Annotated in this window: 18 protein-coding genes; 7 read left to right on the plus strand and 11 right to left on the minus strand. The window is 43.5% G+C overall.

Features of this window, described 5'->3' with window-relative positions:
• Positions 1-225: 225 nt before the first annotated feature.
• The 6 genes from RMZ42_RS20385 to RMZ42_RS20410 all read right to left on the minus strand — a co-directional run bounded on the left by RMZ42_RS20385 (position 226) and on the right by RMZ42_RS20410 (position 9697).
• Positions 226-2253: a serine/threonine-protein kinase gene (locus RMZ42_RS20385; RefSeq protein ID WP_322673108.1), complete on the minus strand. Its 2028-nt coding sequence runs from the start codon at positions 2251-2253 to the stop codon at positions 226-228.
• A 524-nt stretch (positions 2254-2777) separates the two neighbouring features.
• A complete protein-coding gene (locus RMZ42_RS20390) occupies positions 2778-3887 on the minus strand; it encodes a serine/threonine-protein kinase (RefSeq protein ID WP_322673109.1) in 1110 nt (369 codons plus the stop codon).
• Between the two features lie 466 nt (positions 3888-4353).
• Positions 4354-4914: a hypothetical protein gene (locus RMZ42_RS20395; protein WP_322673110.1), complete on the minus strand. Its 561-nt coding sequence runs from the start codon at positions 4912-4914 to the stop codon at positions 4354-4356.
• Between the two features lie 128 nt (positions 4915-5042).
• Positions 5043-6266 carry a type II secretion system F family protein gene (locus RMZ42_RS20400; RefSeq protein WP_322673111.1) on the minus strand — a complete coding sequence of 408 codons (1224 nt, stop codon included), beginning with the start codon at positions 6264-6266 and terminating at the stop codon, positions 5043-5045.
• A gap of 134 nt (positions 6267-6400) precedes the next feature.
• Complete coding sequence (locus tag RMZ42_RS20405; protein WP_289797446.1) at positions 6401-7528, minus strand: type IV pilus twitching motility protein PilT; 1128 nt, start codon at positions 7526-7528, stop codon at positions 6401-6403.
• A gap of 162 nt (positions 7529-7690) precedes the next feature.
• Entirely contained in the window at positions 7691-9697 is a 2007-nt protein-coding gene (locus RMZ42_RS20410) for a GspE/PulE family protein (RefSeq protein WP_322673112.1), read from the minus strand.
• 369 nt (positions 9698-10066) lie between these two features.
• Here RMZ42_RS20410 and grpE point away from each other — a divergent pair, with 369 nt between their 5' ends.
• Together grpE and dnaK are read left to right on the plus strand one after the other, a co-directional pair.
• Positions 10067-10816, plus strand: coding sequence for a nucleotide exchange factor GrpE (gene grpE / locus RMZ42_RS20415; RefSeq protein ID WP_322673113.1), 750 nt, complete (start codon positions 10067-10069; stop codon positions 10814-10816).
• A gap of 226 nt (positions 10817-11042) precedes the next feature.
• Complete coding sequence (gene dnaK, locus RMZ42_RS20420) at positions 11043-13001, plus strand: molecular chaperone DnaK (RefSeq protein WP_322673114.1); 1959 nt, start codon at positions 11043-11045, stop codon at positions 12999-13001.
• Between the two features lie 269 nt (positions 13002-13270).
• Here the strand turns inward: dnaK and RMZ42_RS20425 are convergent, their stop codons facing one another.
• Positions 13271-13549 carry a hypothetical protein gene (locus RMZ42_RS20425; RefSeq protein ID WP_322673115.1) on the minus strand — a complete coding sequence of 93 codons (279 nt, stop codon included), beginning with the start codon at positions 13547-13549 and terminating at the stop codon, positions 13271-13273.
• Between the two features lie 168 nt (positions 13550-13717).
• Here RMZ42_RS20425 and dnaJ point away from each other — a divergent pair, with 168 nt between their 5' ends.
• The 4 genes from dnaJ (at position 13718) to RMZ42_RS20445 (ending at position 17800) form a co-directional block, all read left to right on the plus strand.
• Entirely contained in the window at positions 13718-14845 is a 1128-nt protein-coding gene (dnaJ, locus tag RMZ42_RS20430; protein ID WP_322673116.1) for a molecular chaperone DnaJ, read from the plus strand.
• The gene (locus tag RMZ42_RS20435; RefSeq protein WP_322673117.1) at positions 14845-15102 is read left to right on the plus strand and encodes a sulfurtransferase TusA family protein; all 258 of its coding nucleotides are present in this window, start codon (positions 14845-14847) and stop codon (positions 15100-15102) included. The genes dnaJ and RMZ42_RS20435 overlap by 1 nt, the downstream gene beginning before the upstream one ends.
• Positions 15099-16220 (plus strand): small ribosomal subunit biogenesis GTPase RsgA, encoded by a 1122-nt coding sequence (gene rsgA / locus RMZ42_RS20440; RefSeq protein WP_322673118.1) that lies wholly within the window; start codon positions 15099-15101, stop codon positions 16218-16220. Before RMZ42_RS20435 ends, rsgA begins: the two co-directional genes overlap by 4 nt.
• A gap of 494 nt (positions 16221-16714) precedes the next feature.
• Positions 16715-17800: an IS4 family transposase gene (locus tag RMZ42_RS20445; protein WP_322673119.1), complete on the plus strand. Its 1086-nt coding sequence runs from the start codon at positions 16715-16717 to the stop codon at positions 17798-17800.
• Here RMZ42_RS20445 and RMZ42_RS20450 read toward each other — a convergent pair.
• Positions 17795-18094, minus strand: a complete 300-nt coding sequence (locus tag RMZ42_RS20450; protein WP_322673120.1) for a hypothetical protein — start codon at positions 18092-18094, stop codon at positions 17795-17797. The two genes, RMZ42_RS20445 and RMZ42_RS20450, sit on opposite strands and share 6 nt — an antisense overlap.
• A gap of 483 nt (positions 18095-18577) precedes the next feature.
• Here RMZ42_RS20450 and RMZ42_RS20455 point away from each other — a divergent pair, with 483 nt between their 5' ends.
• Positions 18578-20167: a glycoside hydrolase family 57 protein gene (locus tag RMZ42_RS20455; RefSeq protein ID WP_322673121.1), complete on the plus strand. Its 1590-nt coding sequence runs from the start codon at positions 18578-18580 to the stop codon at positions 20165-20167.
• Positions 20168-20224: 57 nt separating this feature from the next.
• Here the strand turns inward: RMZ42_RS20455 and RMZ42_RS20460 are convergent, their stop codons facing one another.
• From RMZ42_RS20460 to RMZ42_RS20470, 3 genes are read right to left on the minus strand one after another with little or no spacing between them, the layout of a single operon-like run.
• Positions 20225-20911, minus strand: a complete 687-nt coding sequence (locus RMZ42_RS20460; RefSeq protein WP_322673122.1) for a Uma2 family endonuclease — start codon at positions 20909-20911, stop codon at positions 20225-20227.
• Positions 20912-20949: 38 nt separating this feature from the next.
• Complete coding sequence (locus RMZ42_RS20465; RefSeq protein WP_322673123.1) at positions 20950-21093, minus strand: hypothetical protein; 144 nt, start codon at positions 21091-21093, stop codon at positions 20950-20952.
• A gap of 11 nt (positions 21094-21104) precedes the next feature.
• The gene (locus RMZ42_RS20470; protein WP_322673124.1) at positions 21105-22172 is read right to left on the minus strand and encodes an SDR family oxidoreductase; all 1068 of its coding nucleotides are present in this window, start codon (positions 22170-22172) and stop codon (positions 21105-21107) included.
• Positions 22173-22255: the final 83 nt, after the last annotated feature.

Below are 22255 nucleotides of genomic sequence, written 5' to 3' on the forward strand. Positions count from 1 at the left end.
TGGATTCATCCAGTTCAAAGGTGGATGAACGAGTCTTTGATGTGGATTCATCCAGTTCAAAGGTGGATGAACGAGATTCTAATACCAATTTGAAAAAAGAATGCGACAGATACATACGGACATACCTTTGTTCTGCCTGGCTTTCTTAATGCATGAATTTTGAATTTTGAATTTTGAATTGATATAACTCTCCTTCATCCCCAATCCCCAATCCCTAATTCTCACTCACTGAGACAACCGCCAAATCTTAATCGTGTTATCTTCACTACCGCTAACAAGGGTTTTGCCATCGGGAGTGAAGGTAACAGATGTGACGGTGTTGGTGTGCCCTGCTAATGTGAGAATTTCTTCTCCTGTAGCTGTATTCCACAGTTTGATAGTGCGATCGCGGCTACCACTAGCAACAATTTTACCATCGGGACTGAAGGCTACGGATGTGACAGTATTGCTATGTCCGGCTAAGGTGCGAAGTTCTCTTCCCGTAGCTAAATTCCAAAGTTTAATGGTGCGATCGCGGCTAGCACTGGCTAAAGTTTTACCATTTGGGCTAATAGCCACAGTTGTCACTGTTTGAGAATTTCCTTCTAGTGTGCGGATTGGGTATCCCTTTGCTAGATTCCAGATTTTGATCGTCTTGTCAAAACTGCCACTGGCCAGAATCACACCATTAGGACTAATAGCCACTGACCGCACCCAAAATGTATGCCCTGCTAGTGTCCGAATTTGCTCTCCTGTTGCCAAATCCCAGATTTTAATCGTGTTGTCATCACTAGCACTAACTAAAGTCTCGCTATCAGCACTGATGGCTAGGGCATGAACTGAGTCAGAATGCCCTATAAGAGTGCGAATTTGTTTTCGCGTTGCCAAATTCCAGATTTTAATCGTGTTGTCATCACTAGCACTAACTAGAAGTTTGCCATCTGGACTAATTACGACGACATTCACCTGCTGAAAATGCCCTTTGAGTGAAGCGATTAGTTTTCCGGTTGCGAGATTCCAAAGTTTGATAGTGCCATCGTCGCCACTGCTGGCTATGGTTTTACCATCAGGACTGATGGCGACAGATAAAACTGAGTTTTCGTGTCCTTGGAGGGTGTTAGCTAAGGAAACTTTACCCAAGCTAATCTGGCTTAAAATCGCATCATTTTTACTAGGACTATTTTGTTGCATCAACCTAGAGACCAAACTGGTTTGAATCTGGCGAAAATTTTTATACCAAGATTCGCTGAATCCAAATAACAGAATGAAAGCACTTACCAAAATTAAAATTCTCAGTAAGGGATAGCTTTTTGGTAAAGCTGGTGCTTTAGTTGGTGGTAATTTCCCAGATGACTTACCCGCAGGTGGCAGTGCGAGGAGTTGTTTTGGAGTCAAATCTCTCAGGACTTCTTCGGCTGACTGGTAACGTTCCTGGATATCTTTTTTCAAAAGCTTGTCGATGACAAAATCCAACTCAGGATTTAACGGACTTCGCAAATATTCCCGCCAATTACTTACCCAAGCGTACCCAGATTCCATCCACAACTGAAATGGGGAATTTCCCGTTAGCAGATGAAAGCAGGTAGCCCCCACACCGAACAAGTCGCTGGCGGGGAAAGCTTTCCCATCTCTAATTTGTTCTAGGGGAGAATAACCATGCGAACCAATGGATGTGCCAGATTTCTGCTGAACTTTGGCGGTAAATTGCTTTGAGGAGCCAAAATCAATCAAACTTAATCGCCCATCATTTTTATTGCGGATAATATTTTCTGGCTTGATGTCTCGATGAATAATTTTGCGATCGTGGATAAATTTTAGGATGGGTAGTAAATCTAACAAAATAGATTGAATGTCTCTAGCGTTATAAGCCTTGCGCTGTTGCAACTCCTTTAACAAATTATCTCCATTAATAAACTGCTGCACCAAATATAGGCAGCCGTCTTGCTCAAAATAAGCTATCAAAGTCGGAATTTGAGGATGTTCCCCAAGGTCTTGTAGTCGCTGCGCTTCTTCGGCGAACAACTCCATCGCCTTTTTTTGCGACCAAGTTCCTTGGAATTTTGGAGCTAATTGCTTGATAACACAGCGTTCATTGAGTTTATCTACGTCTTCTGATAGATAGGTTCTGCCAAATCCCCCCTCATCTGAAAGGACTCGGATCACACGAAAGCGATTTCTTAAAAGTGACACCAGCGGGGTGCTACAACTTTGGCAAAACTTCTTTCCATTGGGATTCAGGGGATTTGAGCAATCGGGATTTAAGCAGCAGATCATGATCTGACAGGCGCGACTGCATGACAACTTAGGCTAAGTTTGTCCCGAACTTTCCCTTAAGATAATTGACTCTCGCTTACTTGTGGTAGATAAACCCTGTTCTGGGGATTGGGGAATTACTTATATAGTTAGCTTTTGTAAATAGTAGTCAGTCTTCCTCATCTGTGGAAAACTACGAGAGCCATAAGATTAATTATTCTATCGATTATATAATAATCTGAATAAAAATATTTTTTTGAACTTTTAAACCTAGTAATTTTGCTTGTATCTTGGCAAGCGACAACTGACTAAGTATTGAATATAAACCCCGATCAATGAATCATTACTGACTATCAAATATAGTTAAAATGCTTACTAAATTTGTTTTAACTATTTTCAATTGCCCATAATTAATTATTCATTTGATACTTCAGCTAAAAAGGCTGCAACTTACAGCAAATTTCAAGTCGATGCGATACACAAGCTAAGTCTGTTACCCAGGTATAAAGCATGTTGTACTCCTGAATTCTGAATTCTGCTGTATGTTATCTTGTTTCCTTGAATCTTGCTCTCCATTTCCGAATGGCATTAGCAGTTCTAGCTACAGGTGGCATGTATACATCATAATTTTCGTGTTGTATAATTTCATGCTGTGTAATTTTGTTTTGTGTAATTTCGTGTTGTGTAATTTCGTGTTGTGTAATACTTTTATTATTTAATTTTTGGGTAGTTAAACAGTTAGCCAAAGTAGGCAAATAACTTTCACTACTTAAAGCTTTCATCACTTCATCGGCAGTCTTAAACCGCTCCTCTAAAGTAATTTTCACCATTTTTCCTAAAATCTGGGCGAAACTGTTGCTGATATTTACCTGTTTTTGCCAAGATATTTCACCAGTTTTTGGGTCGTAGTCCAATTCTAAAGGACTTTTAGCAGTCAACATAAAAATGCAAGTTACACCCAGTGCATAAATATCACTGGCATAAACTGGACGTAAAGAAAACTGTTCTGGTGGTGCAAATCCCCTAGTACCGATAAAGTTGGTATTGACAGCTTGATTGATTGAGTTTTCACAAACATCAACTAATTTCTCTTTCACCGCACCAAAATCAATCAGCACTATGCGTCCATCATATTCACACCGCAATAAATTCTGAGGCTTAATATCCCGATGAATTACATGATGTTTATGAAGATACTGTAAGACAGGTAATAATTCCTGTAAGAACTGCTTAACTGAGGATTCACTTTTGGGCCCAGTTTGCCGCACTTCTCGCGCCAAAGTCAAACCTGGCACATATTCTTGAATTAAAAAAAACTCCCCATTTGCCTGAAAGTAGTCTAATAACATGGGAATTTGCGAATGACTACCGAGTTGTCCCAAAATTCTTGCTTCTTTTTCAAAGCGCATACATGCCCTTTGCCAACTTTGGGGACTAGTCACTTTTGGACAAAGCTGTTTAATAACACACAGTGGCTTTCCAGGTAATACGGCATTTTTGGCTAAAAATGTTACGCCAAAACCACCTCTACCTAAAATTTGCAGTATTTCATAGCGATCGCGAAATAGCCGTTTGGAACCACACATCTGACTCAACTGAGTTGGTTGTGAAATGCTCTCTTGATAATTCGTTGTTTTTTGAGGAAAACGATTCATTAGTATAAAGTATCTGCTTTTAAATGTTTCTAATTCTATGACAATTCTTTATTGGCAACAGTAAGATTACTGAATCTTTGTCAAATCCTCATTACTCTTCAAAAAGTAAAAATAAATTTTTGTAGAACTAGTCCTTTCACGGATGTGTGACGAGCTAATTTGTAGTTTTGTAAAGGTGAAAGTCTGTTGCGTGGGTATTTATAAAAATTTTGTATGAAGATACACATAATAAAACCCCTCTAGTTTAACAAAAGGGGGACGGCGTAGCCGGGGATAAAAATATGTAGTTTTACACTTAGTACATTTCTATAAATGTAAGGACTTGCATTCTTACGTTCGCAAAGCGTCCCGCAGGGATGGGATGTTTTTTTGAATATACAGCAGATTTCAAACTCGTTAGGTACACAACGATTCGTCTGTTACCCAGGTATAAAGCGTATTTACTTTTGAATTCTGCTGTAAGTCCCTAAGCTGGTGGAGTTTGTGAAGAGAAAATATCTGTGAGATTCTCCTCAACCAGCAAATCTGCTGTTTGCATAATAAATGGGAGTTCAGCTCCCATAAGACCTCTTTGGATGCGTTCTAAAGTCTCACTAAAAACGATAAACAGAGGATATACGGTATTAGCTCCCTCACTCAAAATATGACTGTGACGCAGAGGCATCAACCACTCATAATCATTGTCTAGATAAACTTGGGTTTGTCGCCAACGTCCTAACAAATCAGAAAAGTCTTCGTCAGCGCGATGAATAAAGACTAAAATTTCTGCACCAGTTTTGATTTTCCACTCTGGATCGCACATCAAAATTGCGACATCACAGGGTAAGCAAATCGTTTTTAAGGCTGTTGTAGCAGGATTGCGAAGCCGAACAATTGGCAAGGGTATAGTAATGACACTTTCATCAGGACGGCGCAGACTGGGAATCATCTCCAAGTATGGCCGATATTGCTTTAGTAAGGCGATCGCAGCTAGATGATTGCTGTACTCAGCCAAACTCGCTTCGTACTGAGATTTTTGCACAGTCATAGTTTATTAAATAATGAGGAGTGAGGAGTTAGGAGTTAAGAATAAAATTAATTAGTGATAAGCTAAAAGTTAGGAATAAAAAATTTTAATTCCTAACTCATAACTTCTAACTCTTAACTATTAATCCTTTATCCCAGCTTTTCAAATACTGCAAACATAGGCAGATACATCGCTAGCAAAATGGTTCCCACCATTCCCCCTAGAACCACAATCATCACCGGTTCCAAAATACTGGTCATTGCTTTTACTGCTTGCTCGACCTCATCTTCATAGAAATCGGCAACTTTCATCAACATTCCATCTAATTCTCCAGTTTCTTCTCCGATACTAATCATCTGAATTGCCATAGCCGGAAAAACGGCATCTTTTTGTAAAGCAATGCTAATCATGCCTCCTTGTTGAATCTCCATCCGGGCAGCGTCTATGGCATTAGCAATCACTTGGTTTCCTGATGTGTCTCGGACAATTTCTAAGCAAGTTAAAATTGGTACACCTGAACGAGTCAAAGAACCAAAAGTCCGGCTAAAGCGGGCAACTGAAGATTTTTGAATTAAATCACCAAACAATGGCATCTTCAAGGAAAAACGATCGATTGTGATGCGACCAACAGGAGTTTTAGAGTATTGTGTAAAGGCAAATTTAAGTCCGATAAGAGCAGCAAGAAGAACTAAAGCACCCGGACTTCTCAGAAATTTACTCGCATCCATCAAGAATTGCGTTAGAGGTGGTAATGTGATTCCAAGTTGTACAAAAATTGTGGCGAAAATTGGAATAAGAAAAATAGTCATACCAAGAAAGATAGCAACTGCGATAAAACCCACAACCGTTGGATAAGACAGTGCTGATTTAATTTGGTTTTGTAATCGGGCAACATCTTCTAACAACTTGGCTAAACGATTTAATACTTCGTCTAGTACACCGCCAACTTCGCCAGCTTGAATCATACTCACGTATAATCCATCAAAACAGTCAGGATGCTTCCGCATTGCCTCTGAAAGATTCATTCCGCTTTGAACATCGGTGCTAATGTCTACAAGGGCTTGTTTCAATTTAGTATTACTACACTGTTCGGAAAGTACCCCCAAACTTCTAACGATCGCAACTCCCGCATTCATCAAAACGGCAAATTGACGCGAAAAAACGGCTTTGTCTTTCACAGAAACCTTAACTAAGGAATTCTGGAAATTTTTCAAGGCAACATCTGGCTGAAATCCTTGAGATTGCTTGAGTTCTTGGATTACAAAACCTTGATCTCTAAGATTAGTACGAGCTTGTACCAAGGATTCAGCAACAATTTTTTCTGTTCGAGATTTCCCTTGCGAATCCCGAACACGGGCAACGAAGTTTGGCATAAAATAAATTCAAAATAGTTGTTATTAATTGGGCATGAGATAATTTTATTTTTGATTTTGGATTGAGGATTTTGGATTAAATTTCAATCTAAAATCCAAAATCTAAAATCTAAAATTATTACTCCCCAGTTCCTTTAATGTGCTTTGGCTGCCGCACCAGGTTTCGCACCTGCTGCCTGCGGTGGTACAGAAGTACCGATGAGACGTTGAATTTCATCTGGCTTAGAAGTCTTAGACATCGCCGCTTCAAAAGAAATCGTTCCGGCTTTGTAAAAATCGGCTAAAACCTTCTCTAGAGTTTGCATTCCCAATTTGCCGCCAGTTTGAATTGCTGAGTAAATTTGAGATGTTTTGCCTTCTCGAATCAAGTTGGAAATAGCAGGAGTGACAATCAGAATTTCTTGAGCCATTACCCGACCATACTCACCAGGTTTAGGGCTTTTCTTGGACACTAAGGTTTGGCTAAATACCGCCACTAACGAGTTAGACAGTTGCACCCGCACCTGGGTTTGTCTTTCATGGGGGAAAACGTCAATAATCCGGTCAACCGTTTGTGCAGCGGAACTGGTGTGTAGTGTACCAAATACCAAGTGTCCTGTTTCTGCTGCGGAAATCGCCAAAGAAATTGTTTCTAAATCGCGCATTTCCCCTACCAGAACAATGTCTGGATCTTCCCGCAAAGCTGCTTTCAAAGCATTAGCAAAGCTTTTAGTATCTTCACCTAATTGCCGTTGGTGAACCAAACTTTTAATTGGTTCGTAGACAAATTCAATTGGATCTTCTACCGTCAAAATATGCTCTGCCTTGGTGCGGTTAATCAAGTCAATCATTGCCGCTAGGGTTGTTGTCTTGCCTGAACCTGTAGGGCCTGTCACTAGAATTAGTCCTCTGGGCTTATCTGTCATTTCCCGCACGATATCTGGCAAACCTAACTTTTCAAAGTTAGGAATCTTAGAACTTAATGCTCGTAAGCAAGCAGCATAAGAACCACGTTCTTTATAAACATTGACTCGAAAGCGAGCTAAACCTTTTACACCATAAGAACAATCCAACTCCCAGTTCTGCTCTAAGGTTTTACGCTGGGTGTTGTTGAGCATACTAAAAATTAGCCTTTGACATTGATCTGCTGTTAATACATGCTCACCTATGGGCGTAAGTTTGCCACTGATGCGGAAGTAAGGAGGCAAACCTGCGGATAAGTGCATATCCGAGCCACCCAATTCAATCAACTGCTCCATCAAATCTTCAATCATCATTTCCATAGTTCTGCTTCCTTTTAATGTTTTTTATTTGTCATTTGTCTTTTGTCCGTTGTCATTTGTCCTTTGTCCTTTGTTATTTGTCGTTGTTTAAAGTTATTAAGCATTCACCAATGACCAATGACTAATGACTAATGACCAATGACTAATGACTAATGACTATTCTTAAAACCGAGCCGTCATACAGTAAGGACAATCCAGCCATTCTTGTTTCAATGTGGCATCACAACTTCGGCAGGTAAGACCTGTCTTACGTTTGGCTTTTAACTCTGCTTCCAAGCCAGTATCAGTAAACGTCACTCGTTCTACTTCTTCTAGAGTGGTGGAACCTTCACGCACTAAGTCCAAACTGTAAGCCAGCAAGGTTTTCATGCCCTCTTCTATTGCCACTTCCTTGATGCGTTCGGTGGGTGCATCTTCGTTGATCAGAGTTTGCAGGTTTTCGGTGACTCGCATGACTTCATAAACACCACAACGCCCTTTGTAGCCGACACCATTACATTTTGGGCAAAGGTGATTTTTGGCTTTGGCATCTGCGATCGCATCTAATGTCAAGGTGTTAGCTTTATAGAAAGTGACTCCGACATCTGAGGAAGCTGATAGACCATAACGAGCTAGTTCCTCGGTTGTGGGAGTGTAGGGGACACGACATTCAGAACATACACGCCGCACCAAACGTTGAGCTAAAACGCCAATTAGGGAACTAGAAACCATGAAAGGCTCAATCCCCATTTCTCCCAAACGAGCGATCGCTCCTGGGGCATCATTGGTATGTAAGGTAGTTAATACTAAGTGACCTGTCAAGGCAGCTTCAATCGCTGTTTTTGCCGTTTCTTTATCCCGCGTTTCACCCACCAGTAGCACATCTGGATCTTGTCGCAAGAAAGCCCGCAACGCGGTAGCAAAATCTAGCCCTTTTTCCCGAATTACCTGTACTTGAGTAATCCCTGGAAGACTGTACTCAATGGGGTCTTCTACAGTACTGATATTAATTCCGGGATCGTTCTTTTCTGAAAGTGCAGAATACAGCGAAGTTGTTTTTCCCGAACCAGTTGGCCCAGTTACCAAAATTAACCCAAACGGACGGCTAACCATATCCTTGACAATATTCAAAGTCTCTGGATCGGTAATTAACTTATCTAATCCCAGTTGGGTGGAGGAGTTATCCAAAATCCGCAGTACCACCTTTTCCCCGTAGCGACTGGGTAAGGTATTCACCCGGAAGTCCACCTTACGTCCCTCAAACAGCCGTCGGATGCGTCCATCTTGAGGTAGACGGCGTTCAGCAATGTCTAGATTGGAGATGATTTTAAATCGGGCTGTCACCGCCGGGATGATTTTTTTCGGCATTGAGGGGAAAGCTTCACGCAGTACACCATCTTTCCGAAAGCGGATGCGTAGGTTTTCTTCTTGCGGTTCGATATGAATGTCAGAAACGCCCTCATGTAAGGCTTTAGCTAGGATTCTATTAACTAGGTTGATAACTGGGGCATCCTCTGCACCCTTCATCGCTGCTCCTAGATCGGCCTCCATTTCTTCAGGAGCATCCGAAATATCAAGATTTCCGAGATTTTCTAAATCTTGACTAATATCTGTAGAGTTTTCTCGTTCCAGGTGCTTCTGCTTAACAGCCATTTCATCCAAATATTGGTTGATTAGCTGTTGGTAATCTTCCTGGGTAATCACCATGCGCTGTAAAGCCAAGCCTTGGGGGCGCAAGATGCGGTTCAGGTCATCAGAAGCCTCTAGATTATCTGGAGCAACCATCGCCACTAAAACTGAGGGCGGGGTTTGGTCTTCGTGTTTTGACAGTGGTACTAAGCGATGGCGACGGCAGATATCCACTGGGATGAGGGTTTCAATCAGGTTCCCCATCATCGTGTTGCCAACGGAATTGACTTCTGGATCGAGGAATTCAACTCCGTATAATATTTTCAGTTCAAATAGCTGCTGTTTTTTGTATTGCCTGAGCAACTCAGGCGATAGTTGTTGCCCAGTGATTGACTCTAATACTTCTGTTAAGGGTCTGCCAGATTTGCGGCTTTCAATTAATGCCTGCCTCATCTGTTCGGTATTGACATAGCCAGATTGCACTAGCTTATTGCCGAAGGGCGAAAACTCTGTTCTGGTAGTTAGAGCGGTACTGCGCCGTTGTGGTGACGAGTAAGTCATAGATGAGCGAATGAGTAGGGGGAACCTCTGCTTAAAGTATTCCCTTAGTGTGAGATAGAATTCTCATTTCCCAAAAAAGTCCTGAGTCACGTCGCTTTGCTTTGAATTCAAAATTCAAAATTAAATATATTTTCAAATAACATAAGGGGCAAGTCGCATTCAGCGCTACTATTGCAAACTACTCGTTCGGGTTCCCGCCTTAATAGCGTCTGGGCTAACGTGTTCACCATTTGTCACAATAAGAGGACGGTTACATCACTTCCAGGAAATTGTTGGCAATAAAATCAGCCTCAGTGGCATGTCGTGGATGACGACGGTTGCAAGCTGTGGAGATACACTGCCATAAATAGGATCTGGAATGAATAGACAATGATCGATGAAAATAAACAGATAAACAATACAAGCCAGCAATTGGGTGAACCAACAGAGGTAAAGCAAGCAATGAAGAGTGACTTCCCAGCCCAAGTTAATTTCAATGAATCTGGCAGCGAGGTGACAGAGCAAGTGGCGGGCCAAACAAATGTATCGGGGGATACTGCTACCGTCAATTCAGAAAATAGCGTCGCTGCAACTGAGAAAACTGGAGTGGAAACAGCAGCTTTGGCAGAACTGACTCAACAAATCGAGTCCGTCAAAACGCAACTGGAAGAGCGTAGTACTCAATATATGCGGATCGCCGCTGATTTTGAGAATTACCGGAAACGCACTAGCAAAGAAAAAGAAGACCTAGAGTTGCAGGTGAAGCGGAATACGATTTTGGAATTGCTACCAATAGTCGATAATTTTGAGCGGGCGCGATCGCACCTCAAACCGCAATCTGAGGGCGAAATGACCATGCACAAAAGTTACCAAGGTGTTTACAAACAACTAGTAGATAGCTTGAAGCGCTTGGGTGTATCGCCAATGCGTCCCGAAGGTCAAGAATTCGATCCTAACCTGCACGAAGCAGTAATGCGGGAACCTACGGATGAACATCCTGAAGGAACAGTGTTAGAAGAGTTAGTGCGCGGATATTACTTGGGCGATCGCGTGCTACGCCATGCAATGGTCAAAGTAGCTGCTCCCAAGGAAGATACACCTTTTGCACCAGAAGATCAGTCGAGTTCAGCCAGCAGTTAAGCTGTAGTCGCTCGTCTCGCTGACCTCAAGTGCCTGGGTTATAGCAAGGACGAGCATCGCGTACCAAAACAAAAACAAGGCTTTGGATAACTCTCTGTGTTTCAACTTCTTTCTTGCTAGCAGCAACAGGGGTTCCACAGATGTTATCCGCTAGCCTTTGTTCTTAGCAAAAAAGTTAGTCCGCGACATATTACAGCAGAAATATTCAGTAAAAATACTGGTAAATATGGGAAAAGTTATTGGGATCGACTTAGGCACTACTAACAGTTGCGTCGCAGTTTTGGAGGGTGGTCAACCACTTGTGATCTCCAATTCTGAAGGTGGACGAACGACTCCAAGTATTGTGGGATTTGGGAAGAGTGGCGATCGCTTGGTTGGTCAATTGGCAAAGCGCCAAGCCGTAACCAATGCTGAAAACACAATTTACAGTATTAAACGATTCATCGGGCGGCGTTGGGAAGATACTGAAGTAGAACGCGATCGCGTCCCCTACAACTGCATCAAAGGTCGAGATGAGACCGTTGATGTCCAAATTCGCTCAAAAAACTATACGCCCCAAGAATTATCCGCGATGATCCTGCAAAAGCTGAAGCAGGATGCAGAAAACTTTTTGGGTGAGGAAGTCACTCAAGCAGTGATCACCGTACCAGCATATTTCACAGATGCCCAAAGACAAGCAACTAAAGATGCTGGCACAATTGCTGGACTAGAAGTTCTGCGAATCATTAATGAACCAACAGCTGCGGCTTTAGCTTTCGGATTGGAAAAGCAAGACCAAGAGCAGCTAATTTTAGTATTTGACTTGGGAGGCGGTACTTTTGACGTATCGATCCTGCAACTTGGGGATGGCGTTTTTGAAGTGAAGGCGACTTGTGGTAACAACCACTTGGGTGGAGACGACTTTGATAATGCGATCGTCCTTTGGATGATGGAACGTTTCCAAGAACAAGAGAAAATCGACCTTTCCAAAGACAAAATGGCACTGCAACGCCTGCGGGAAGCTGCGGAAAAGGCAAAAATTGAACTCTCCAGCATGGTGAATACCTCCATCAACTTGCCCTTTATCACAGCGGATGACACTGGGCCAAAGCATCTGGAGATGGAACTCAGTCGCTCGAAATTTGAAGAACTCGCCGCAAAATTAATTGAAGCGACCATCGAACCACTGATCCAATCGCTTAAAGATGCGGATCTCAAACCAGAAGCCATAGATCGGATTATTTTGGTAGGTGGTTCTACCCGTATTCCGGCAGTCCAAAACGCGCTAATTAAGTTTTTCAACGGCAAAGCTCCCGATCGCTCCATCAACCCTGACGAAGCTGTAGCATTGGGAGCAGCTATTCAAGCAGGTGTGTTGGGTGGCGAAGTCGATAATCTCTTACTACTGGATGTCACCCCTCTGTCCTTGGGAATTGAAACTTTAGGTGAAGTGTTCACCAAAATCATTGAACGCAACACTACAATTCCTACAAGTCGGTCACAAGTTTTTTCCACCGCTGTTGATGGGCAAACCTCAGTGGAAATTCACATCCTCCAAGGTGAACGAGCGATGTCACGAGATAACAAGAGTCTCGGCAAGTTTTTGCTAGCAGGAATTCCCCCATCGCCCCGTGGTGTACCGCAAATTGAAGTATCCTTTGAAATCGATGTCAACGGCATCTTGAAGGTTTCTGCCCAAGATAAAGGTACAGGTAGAGAACAGAGTATCAGGATTACCAATACAGGTGGTTTGAGTAGCAACGAAGTCGAACGGATGCGCCAAGAGGCCGAACTGTTTTCCGAAGAAGATAGAAGACGTAAAGAACTGGTTGAACTCAAAAACCAAGCAGATAATTTGTTGTTCAGTTATGAATCTACGATCAAGGATAATAGCAACTTTATCGGCGACCAGATGAAAACCTTGGCTAGTGAAAAAGTTGAACAACTCCAAGCGGCAATGATTGACTCCAGCATTTCCACAGTGGAATTTAAGCAGCGCTTAGACGACTTCCAACAAACCTTGTTTGCAATTGGTGCTGATGTCTACAATCGAGCTAACAGCCAAACCGATCAGATTGAGGAGAGTTCATCTGGTCACTTTCCCCCAGAAGTAGACTCACCAATGAATGGCACGCTAATACCACAATTCAACTTTGATTTTGACGAAGAAAGTACCGCTCAGGCTGATTATGAGGCGATAGATTAGGGGTTGGGCATGGGGCATGGGGCATTGGGAAAGAGGAGGCAGAAGGCAGAAGGCAGGAGGCAGAAGTTCAAAAATGTTTGAATTTTGAATTTTGAATTTTGAATTTTGAACTTTGAATTGATTTGTCCCCTTGTCCCCAGTACCCAGTCCCCAATCTCCTAAGTTGCAAATTTTTATTATGATATTTTAATATATCTAAATATTTAGATTTAGCGAAGTTTCACAAGACCCCAGTCCTTTGCTAGATTGTAGAAGCAAATTACTTTGGGCTAGGCAATGTGCAAGTTCAGAGCCACTTCCATTGCATAAGGGTGGTTTTCCACACCTAATGGTGCGGCTAGCCCCTCTGGTTGATGGGCGGGGTTTTCCTCTCCTACGTAGCACAATTGTAAAAGAGACAGCCGACTCGGCAGTGAGAAGTATGAGCAGAGGCTCCCCCTGTTCCTAACTTCTATAGCTTTTGTCGTCTCCCACGAGGAAAGCACCTGTTGCTCAAGATTTGTCGGTGATTTTTGTAAAAGGTAAAGGGTAAAATCAGTTATTAACAAAAATTAATTTTATCTTCTGCCTGCCTTCCGGCAAGCCGCCCTTTAACAGGATAATGTGTTGCTCTTGCATATCTGTAGGCAAAACACTTAATCCATAGGGTAGCAAGTGACCGTGAATGACGTTCTACTGACTTCTGCTTTCTTCCTTCTAACTTTTACCTTTGCTATATGGCCCGCGACTATTATGAAATCCTGGGTGTCTCTCGTGACACTGACAAAGAAGAAATCAAACAAGCCTATCGCCGTTTAGCCCGGAAGTATCACCCAGATGTGAACAAAGAACCGGGGGCGGAGGATCGCTTTAAAGAAATTAACCGCGCTTATGAGGTACTCTCAGAACCCGAAACCCGCGCTCGTTACGATCGCTTTGGTCCAGAGGGTGTATCTGGTGCTGGCGCGGGCTTTCAAGATGTCGGCGATATGGGTGGTTTTGCCGATATCTTTGAAAGCATTTTTAGTGGCTTTGCTGGCGGTATGGGTAATCCCACCCAACAAAGACGCCGCAGTGGGCCTGCGAGGGGTGATGACCTGCGGCTAGACCTGAAGTTAGACTTTCGGGAAGCGATATTTGGCGGCGAAAAAGAAATTCGCATTTCCCATCTAGAAAATTGTGAAGTTTGTAGCGGTTCTGGTGCTAAACCTGGAACCCGCCCTCGGACTTGTTCGACTTGTGGCGGTTCGGCTCAAGTACGGCGTGTGACTAGAACACCCTTTGGCAGTTTCACCCAGGTATCGACTTGTCCCACCTGTAATGGAACAGGGATGGTAATTGAAGATAAGTGTGACGCGTGTGATGGTAAGGGCGCAAATCAAGTCACAAAGAAACTCAAAATAACCATTCCAGCGGGGGTGGATAATGGCACACGTTTGCGGATTTCTAGTGAAGGAGATGCCGGTCAACGTAGTGGCCCTCCTGGGGATTTATACGTTTACTTGTTCGTAAATGAGGACGAGGAATTCCAACGGGATGGGATTAATATTCTCTCGGAAATCAAAGTTAGCTACCTGCAAGCGATTTTAGGTTGTCGGTTAGAGGTAGATACAGTCGATGGGCCAGTAGAACTAATCATTCCAGCTGGAACTCAGCCGAATACAGTGATGAAGTTGGAAAATCGCGGCGTACCTCGTTTGGGTAATCCCGTAAGTCGTGGGGATCACATGCTGAACGTATTAATTGATATTCCCAATAAAATCACCCCAGAGGAGAGGGAACTGCTGGAGAAGCTAGCTAAAATTAAGGGCGATCGCACTGGTAAAGGCGGTCTAGAAGGATTCTTGGGAAATTTATTTAAGTGATGATGCCCTCTTCTGTTTTAACTCCCGATGCTCAACTTGATTTACGCGGCACCCCTTGCCCGATTAATTTCGTGCGGACAAAACTACGTCTGGAGAAAATGCCATTGGGAGGTTTGCTAGAAGTCTGGTTAGACCCTGGTGAGCCGATTGAGCAGGTTCCTGATAGTTTGACAATGGCAGGCTATCAGGTAGAAGAAATTACAGACTGCACTAGTTATTTTTCTCTGTTAGTGCGCCGTCCAGCTGCTAGCCAATGACAGGGGAAAATTTTGACGTAACTGGACAGTTATTGGGTACGGTGGTAGCTGTACAGGCTAATTTTTACCGAGTACAGATGGATCGAGAGGCAGGGGAGCAGAGGAGCAGGGGAGCAGAAGAGAAACTGGATTTAAATGCCTCTTTGCCCTCGCCTCCTCTTTTGCTTTGTACCCGAAGAACACGTCTGAAAAAAATTGGACAACAGGTGATGGTAGGCGATCGCGTTGTGGTAGAAGAGCCAGATTGGGCTGGAGGGAGGGGAGCGATCGCTGAGGTTTTACCCCGCCAAAGTGAGTTAGATCGTCCGGCGATCGCCAATGTCAACCAAATCCTCTTAGTATTTGCCGTTGCCGATCCACCTTTGGAACCTTATCAGCTGAGTCGCTTTCTGATTAAGGCTGAGTCTACTGGTTTGGATGTGCTTTTATGCTTAAATAAAAGTGATTTAATTTCAGCGCCAGAACAACAACAAGTTAGCGATCGCCTGCTAGGTTGGGGCTATCAACCAATATTTATCAGCGTTAAAGATGGTATTAATACTGACCAAGCAGCCAAATACCTGAGCAATAAAATTACCGTAATCGCTGGGCCTTCCGGCGTTGGTAAATCCAGCCTGATTAATACGCTGATTGACTCTGCAAAGCTGCGAGTCGGAGAAGTTTCTGGTAAACTGGCTCGTGGTCGTCATACCACTCGCCATATAGAATTATTTGAGTTACCTAGTGGTGGTTTACTGGCAGACACTCCCGGTTTTAATCAGCCGGATATGGATTGTGTACCAGAAGAATTAATTCATTATTTCCCAGAAGCCAGAAAGCGGTTAGCAGTTGCTAGCTGTCGTTTTAGTGATTGTCTGCATCGAGACGAGCCTGAGTGCGTGGTGCGGGGAGACTGGGAACGATACGAACATTATTTAGAATTTTTGGACGCGGCGATCGCTCATCAAACACAGCTACACCAACAAGCCGATCCAGAATCTACCATGAAGTTAAAAAGCAAAAGCAAAGGCAAAGGGCAGAGTCAATACGAACCCAAGCTAGAAAGTAAAAAATATCGGCGAATTTCCCGCAAGACTCAGTTACAAGACTTGCAGGAATTATATCGAGATGAGGAATAAAGTGTGCGATGTCTACGACGGGCTGCGCCTACACATTTCTATCTATAAACAAAATGTTGTATCGATGTTGGTTCCTCCTAGTCGCTCCATTTGTTTAAAATTGAGCGATATTCCCAATCTTTGTCATCCATATCACCTAAATATATACGACAGTGTTTAGGAACAGCATCATACGCTTGGCGCAAATACTGCTTATTTGTCTCATTTGGCTCATGCTTGTATTGTGTTAATCTCTGTCGGCAAATCTCTCCTGTTGTTAGCTGCCCATTGAGTCGTCGGATCTCGTCTTCAACTTCTTTAACAAACTCTTGCTCCTCAACTCTTGACTCTGAAGGGGTGACAAAGGGGCTAAAACCGACGAAATATAAGAGTGTGACCGTTTTGGGGTAAAAAAAGATAGGTCAGATATTCTCAACAAGACCCATCAAATGATAATGTTACCTAAATTCTACCAAAGCTGCTTTCAGAATCTACTGACACCTGGACAGTACAAGATGCTCGAAATCTTGATAATGCTCTTGCAGTTTCATAAAACTGTGACGATTGAGAAGCTCTCATCTGTATTTCCCCAACCAATAAAATTTGAAAGTCGGCGACGCAGTATTCAAAGGTTTTTATTGTTGCCCCAGTTATCAATTCAATACCTCTGGTTTCCAGTACTAAAACGATGGGTCAAAAATAACCCAAAATCAGTGAATAAAAAACTGATATTTGCCATTGATAGAACACAGTGGCGCTGTGAAAATGTATTTGTAATCAGCTTAATTGAACAGAAAAGAGCAATACCAGTTTACTGGATATTATTACCAAAAAAAGGATGTAGCAATTTGGGTGAGCAGAAAAGATTAATCCGCCCATTGCTACGGTTATTCAAAGGATATCAAATTCTCGTACTGGGAGATAGAAAATTTCATAGTATAAAACTGGCTCATTGGTTACACAGTAAGGGAATTGACTTTGTGCTACGTCAAAAACAAGGCACGTATATTCGCCAAGGAAATGAATCATATCAACGGTTACAATCTTTGGGATTAAATCCTGGTATCTCGTTCTTCCTGACGGGTATTCAAGCCACTAAACAAAAAGGCTTTGCTCATTTTAATTTAGCTGGGTATTACAAGCGTAAATACCGGGGTAAGCTTGAACCTGCTGGCTGGTTTTTACTAACAAATCTTGAGAGTCTTGCAGATGCCATTAAAGCATTTAAGTTGCGAAGTGGCATCGAAGCTATGTTTAAAGATTGTAAAACTGGTGGTTATAATTTGGAATCAACGTATGCAACTGGACAACGATTAATTGCACTAATTTTATTGATTGCAATCGCTTACACAATTGCAGTTTTAGCTGGTCGCAACTCCCGAAAAATGGGACTACAACAATATGTTGGTCGGCTTCAAGAATTAAAGCGTTATGCACGCCGGCATAGTGCTTTTTGGGTTGGATTATATGGGTGTTTATGGGTAGGTGCTATGGAGTTTTGGTCAGATTTGGCGATCGCACTTGTGCGTCTTAAGCCCGGTAAACTACCCTATTTTCAGAGGGGTTTACGTGCTATGACCCTTATTCAATCAGCGCTATAGCCTCTTTGTCACCCCGTCAGCTCTTGACTTCACTTGATAGGCGGTGAAATTAAGACCAGACACCATCATTGATACTCTTGCTCCTTCAGACAGATGAGTTGTAATCCAACCTTTGCTCACCTTTTCTTTGAAACCATCAAAGTCAACCATCCCCCAGCAATCAATTCTGCCGTCTTTGTAGACCTTAATTTCAGTGACAAAATATTGCTCTCCATTCTTGATAAAGGCTTGCAAAAATACGCCAGGAATGGTTACACCATCAACTATGCGATAGATTGTGTTATGGAAGGACATAATAACAACTCATTGTTATACAGTAGCGGATGACTCATTAAGTTATACGTATTTGCACAACTATTTATTATGCAGAATTTTTTATATAACTGCTCTAAATCAGTTTTGTATGACTAGTTAAGGAACTGCCAAGCCTGATTTGAACATGAAATACTTGCGGTGCTTATTGCGAATATTTACTTCTCCTTTAGCAAACAGTATGTACTGTACTCTTCGCTCGATCTCGGTAGGCCCCTGTGAACGCTTACCATCTGTGTAATGTTCAAATCATAAGATTTTGGCAAATCCTGAGTTTAATTTTTACGTGACAGCAAAAACACGCAGTGGAGGCACAACAATACAATAATATTGGCTGTACCCCTACAAACACTGTATTTAACTCATATTGAAAACTATTCTTACGATTCCCATAAAGTCTTAAAATATTGTTAATTTCAGCCAAACCTCTCAACCTTCAACTTACAAGTATCACCCAAAATCACTATGGCTATCGGCTACGTCGCGCTTGTACTCCACGCACATCTACCCTTCGTTCGTCACCCAGAAAGTGACTACGTGCTGGAGGAAGAATGGCTCTATGAAGCCATTACAGAAACATACATCCCCTTATTGAAAGTATTTGAAGGCTTAAAGCGAGACGGTATTGACTTTAAAATCACGATGAGTATGACACCCCCTTTGGTGTCAATGCTTCGCGATCCTTTGCTTCAAGAACGCTACGAAGCACACTTAGCTCAACTAGAAGAACTTATAGCACTAGAAGCAGAACATAATGTCAACAACGGACATCTTCGTTATTTAGCCGAACATTACGCAACTGAATTTAGTGAAGCGCGTCAGCTATGGGAACGCTACGACGGGGACTTGGTGACAGCTTTTAAGAAGTTCCAAGACAGTAACAACCTGGAAATCATCACTTGCGGCGCTACTCACGGCTATTTACCGTTGATGAAAATGTATCCACAAGCAGTGTGGGCGCAAATTCAGGTAGCCTGCGAACATTACGAACAAAGCTTTGGACAAGCACCCAGAGGCATTTGGTTGCCGGAATGCGCCTACTATGAAGGTTTAGACCGGATGCTAGCCGATGCTGGGTTACGCTACTTCCTCACTGATGGGCATGGCATCCTTTACGCCCGTCCCCGGCCGCGCTTTGGCACTTATGCCCCAATTTATACAGAAACTGGTGTTGCTGTCTTTGGTCGAGATCATGAATCTTCCCAACAGGTATGGTCTTCTGAAGTGGGTTATCCTGGGGCGGCGGAATATCGGGAATTTTACAAAGATTTGGGCTGGGAAGCAGAATATGAGTACATCAAGCCCTACATCATGCCCAATGGTCAGCGAAAAAATACGGGCATTAAGTATCACAAAATTACGGGGCGGGGCTTAGGTCTCTCAGATAAGGCGCTCTACGATCCTTATTGGGCTAGGGAAAAGGCAGCAGAACACGCTGCTAATTTTATGTATAATCGAGAGCGGCAATCTGAGCATCTATATGGTATAATGCAGCGACCGCCAATTATCGTTTCGCCTTATGACGCAGAGTTATTTGGACATTGGTGGTATGAAGGCCCTTGGTTCATCGATTACCTATTCCGCAAGTCATGGTATGACCAAAAAACATATCAAATGACCCATTTAGCAGACTATTTGCGGGAGCAGCCGACGCAGCAAGTTTGTCGTCCTTCGCAGTCTAGTTGGGGTTTCAAGGGTTTCCACGAGTATTGGTTGAATGAGACGAACGCTTGGGTTTATCCGCATTTGCACAAAGCTGCTGAACGGATGATTGAAATCTCGCAACTGGAACCAGAAGATGAGTTGGGGTGGAAAGCATTGAACCAAGCAGCGCGGGAATTGTTATTAGCACAATCTTCCGACTGGGCATTTATTATGCGGACAGGAACAATGGTACCCTATGCAGTTAGACGGACGCGATCGCACTTAATGCGGTTCAATAAGCTCTATGAAGACGTGAAAATCGGTAAAATTGACAGCGGTTGGCTGGAAAAAGTCGAATTAATGGATAATATCTTCCCCGAAATCAACTATCGCGTCTACCGTCCGCTATAGTTTCACAAAAAATAATTAACAGCAGTAGGGTGGGCATTGCTCACCCTATATTATTAGCTAAAGGCTATCTGGATCAATATTTAATTCTCGAAGTTTCGCAGCTAATCTTTGCGCTTTCTCTTCTGCGGCTTGTCGTGCAGTTGCTTCCTCTTCATGGGTTAAGAGTATTTGACTCGTAGCGGGATTGTAAAAGCGCAGTTTTCCCGCCTCTAGACGTAACTCTAAACCCAAAACTTCACTGGGTAGAGACACTGTACCATCTGGCAGGGTATTGGTTGCCACTGGGAAATAATTTCCATCAACCAACTGTAAACCCTGAAGTTGGGGATTGAGATAATCGCCTGTGGGGTCATATTGAAAATATTCACGCACTCCCAGAAAGGCATAAATTCCTTTCTTTGCACCTTGGTCTTTGCTGCGGGTGGTTTTTGAGGTAATCTCTAAGACAAAATCTGGGGTTTGATTATTTTCTTCCCAGGTTTTGTAAGAGCGTCTGTCACGGTTTTCCACTCCAAACACCACAAATACATCTGGTGCGACAACTGATTCTGGATAACCTTTTTCGTAGTAAATAAATAGATTACCAGCGACGTATACATCTGGGTGATTTTGAAAATAAATCTGTAGCGCATTTATTGCATAAGCCAAGTAACTGAACTGGATATCACCTTCAGCCATTGGCTTACCATCCTCATCTGGGTACTCAATCGGCGTAACGGGGATATACTCTACTGAGGCTGTCATGGTCAGATACCTCAATTCAACTAGGGCTAGATTCAATACTATCGCTCAAAATGCGATCGCCATGACTGGGAGGTTGTGAAATCACCAAAAATTCCAGATTGCATAGGCGTAGCCCGTCCTAGACATCGCTGCTTAGTCCGAGTTGCTGTCGTTCGGCATCCATAAAACGCTACCAGTGCCATCCACCCAGGTTCTAAGGAATCAACCGATCTGCGCGTAGTTGCTCGAACAGGTCAAAAAACGACTCGTCCGTTTTCTGGTATATGGAGAAGCCGAGTTTGCGGCTCTTCGACATATCGGTCATAACCTCAATCGGACGCCCAAGATCGAGATCGGTGTGCCATGCAGACGATAGACGGCTCAGATCCGGCTCGGTGAGGTTATGCTGCTTTGCGATCTCGCGCCAGACAGCATCTTCATTCGCCATTTCAGCTTCGAGCGGGTGGGTTGTGCCGTCGAAGCCGATGGGATCGATGCCGAACCAGTCAGCCAGCCGCCCCCACAACCATATCCAGCGGAAGATGTCGCCATTGACAACGTTAAACGCCTCGTTGTGGGCCGCTTCGGTCTTCGCCGCCCAGACTAGGTGCTTCGCCAGCACCCGCGCGTCGGTCATGTCGGAGATGCCCTTCCACTGCGCTTCAGAACCTGGCCAGCGGAACGGGCGCCCGGTTTCCTTGCAGATCGCGGCATACACGGCTAGCGTCGTGCCCAGGTTCATCAAATTGCCGACCGCCTTTCCAATGACAGTGTGAGGGCGATGAATGCTCCAGGTGAAACCGTCACGGGCTGCTGCGGCATAGACCTCATCTTCCTGAGCATAATAGAAATTTTCGATGTCGAGTCGGGGCTGCTCCTCGCGCAATGGAGTTTCTGGCAGCGATCCGCCTCTGGCGTATGCATCGAATGGCCCGAGATAATGCTTGAGGCCGGTGACGAGGGCGACGTGCTGCACTGAGTCCTTCGGTGACAGAACATCCAGCAGATTGCGAACCATCGTGCCGTTGACCCTGACATTCTCGGTCTCGGTCGCATTACGCATCCACGTCGTGATAAAGATGTGCGTCGGGGCAATGTCTGACAGCGCAGTTTTCAGGCTAGCTAGATCGAGCAGATCGGCAGCAACAGGGCGTAACCCTTCCACCCCTTTTTTAAGATTTCGGGCCAACCCATAGGTCGTCCATCCATTCGCGATTAGTTCTCTCGCAAGATTGCTGCCGATGATGCCGCTTGCGCCCACAACTAAGGCTGTCCCATCCATGTCGTGTCTCCAGTAGGGAAATTTTCTATAGCAATCCTAAGCCCCAAATTTCCAGGCTTCGTGTAACTAACGTTAAAAAAGAC

Origin of the sequence: Nostoc sp. DedQUE05 (genome assembly GCF_034530955.1) — a bacterium.
Lineage (GTDB): Bacteria > Cyanobacteriota > Cyanobacteriia > Cyanobacteriales > Nostocaceae > Nostoc.

What these genes read in the sequence shown, in the direction of transcription:
- RMZ42_RS20385 (WP_322673108.1), bottom strand. Translation starts at nt 2,253, where the DNA reads ATGATCTGCTGCTTAAATCCCGATTGCTCAAATCCCCTGAATCCCAAT.
- RMZ42_RS20390 (WP_322673109.1), bottom strand. Translation starts at nt 3,887, where the DNA reads ATGAATCGTTTTCCTCAAAAAACAACGAATTATCAAGAGAGCATTTCA.
- RMZ42_RS20395 (WP_322673110.1), bottom strand. Translation starts at nt 4,914, where the DNA reads ATGACTGTGCAAAAATCTCAGTACGAAGCGAGTTTGGCTGAGTACAGC.
- RMZ42_RS20400 (WP_322673111.1), bottom strand. Translation starts at nt 6,266, where the DNA reads ATGCCAAACTTCGTTGCCCGTGTTCGGGATTCGCAAGGGAAATCTCGA.
- RMZ42_RS20405 (WP_289797446.1), bottom strand. Translation starts at nt 7,528, where the DNA reads ATGGAAATGATGATTGAAGATTTGATGGAGCAGTTGATTGAATTGGGT.
- RMZ42_RS20410 (WP_322673112.1), bottom strand. Translation starts at nt 9,697, where the DNA reads ATGACTTACTCGTCACCACAACGGCGCAGTACCGCTCTAACTACCAGA.
- grpE (WP_322673113.1), top strand. Translation starts at nt 10,067, where the DNA reads ATGATCGATGAAAATAAACAGATAAACAATACAAGCCAGCAATTGGGT.
- dnaK (WP_322673114.1), top strand. Translation starts at nt 11,043, where the DNA reads ATGGGAAAAGTTATTGGGATCGACTTAGGCACTACTAACAGTTGCGTC.
- dnaJ (WP_322673116.1), top strand. Translation starts at nt 13,718, where the DNA reads ATGGCCCGCGACTATTATGAAATCCTGGGTGTCTCTCGTGACACTGAC.
- RMZ42_RS20435 (WP_322673117.1), top strand. Translation starts at nt 14,845, where the DNA reads ATGATGCCCTCTTCTGTTTTAACTCCCGATGCTCAACTTGATTTACGC.
- rsgA (WP_322673118.1), top strand. Translation starts at nt 15,099, where the DNA reads ATGACAGGGGAAAATTTTGACGTAACTGGACAGTTATTGGGTACGGTG.
- RMZ42_RS20445 (WP_322673119.1), top strand. Translation starts at nt 16,715, where the DNA reads ATGCTCGAAATCTTGATAATGCTCTTGCAGTTTCATAAAACTGTGACG.
- RMZ42_RS20450 (WP_322673120.1), bottom strand. Translation starts at nt 18,094, where the DNA reads ATGTCCTTCCATAACACAATCTATCGCATAGTTGATGGTGTAACCATT.
- RMZ42_RS20455 (WP_322673121.1), top strand. Translation starts at nt 18,578, where the DNA reads ATGGCTATCGGCTACGTCGCGCTTGTACTCCACGCACATCTACCCTTC.
- RMZ42_RS20460 (WP_322673122.1), bottom strand. Translation starts at nt 20,911, where the DNA reads ATGACAGCCTCAGTAGAGTATATCCCCGTTACGCCGATTGAGTACCCA.
- RMZ42_RS20465 (WP_322673123.1), bottom strand. Translation starts at nt 21,093, where the DNA reads ATGGCACTGGTAGCGTTTTATGGATGCCGAACGACAGCAACTCGGACT.
- RMZ42_RS20470 (WP_322673124.1), bottom strand. Translation starts at nt 22,172, where the DNA reads ATGGATGGGACAGCCTTAGTTGTGGGCGCAAGCGGCATCATCGGCAGC.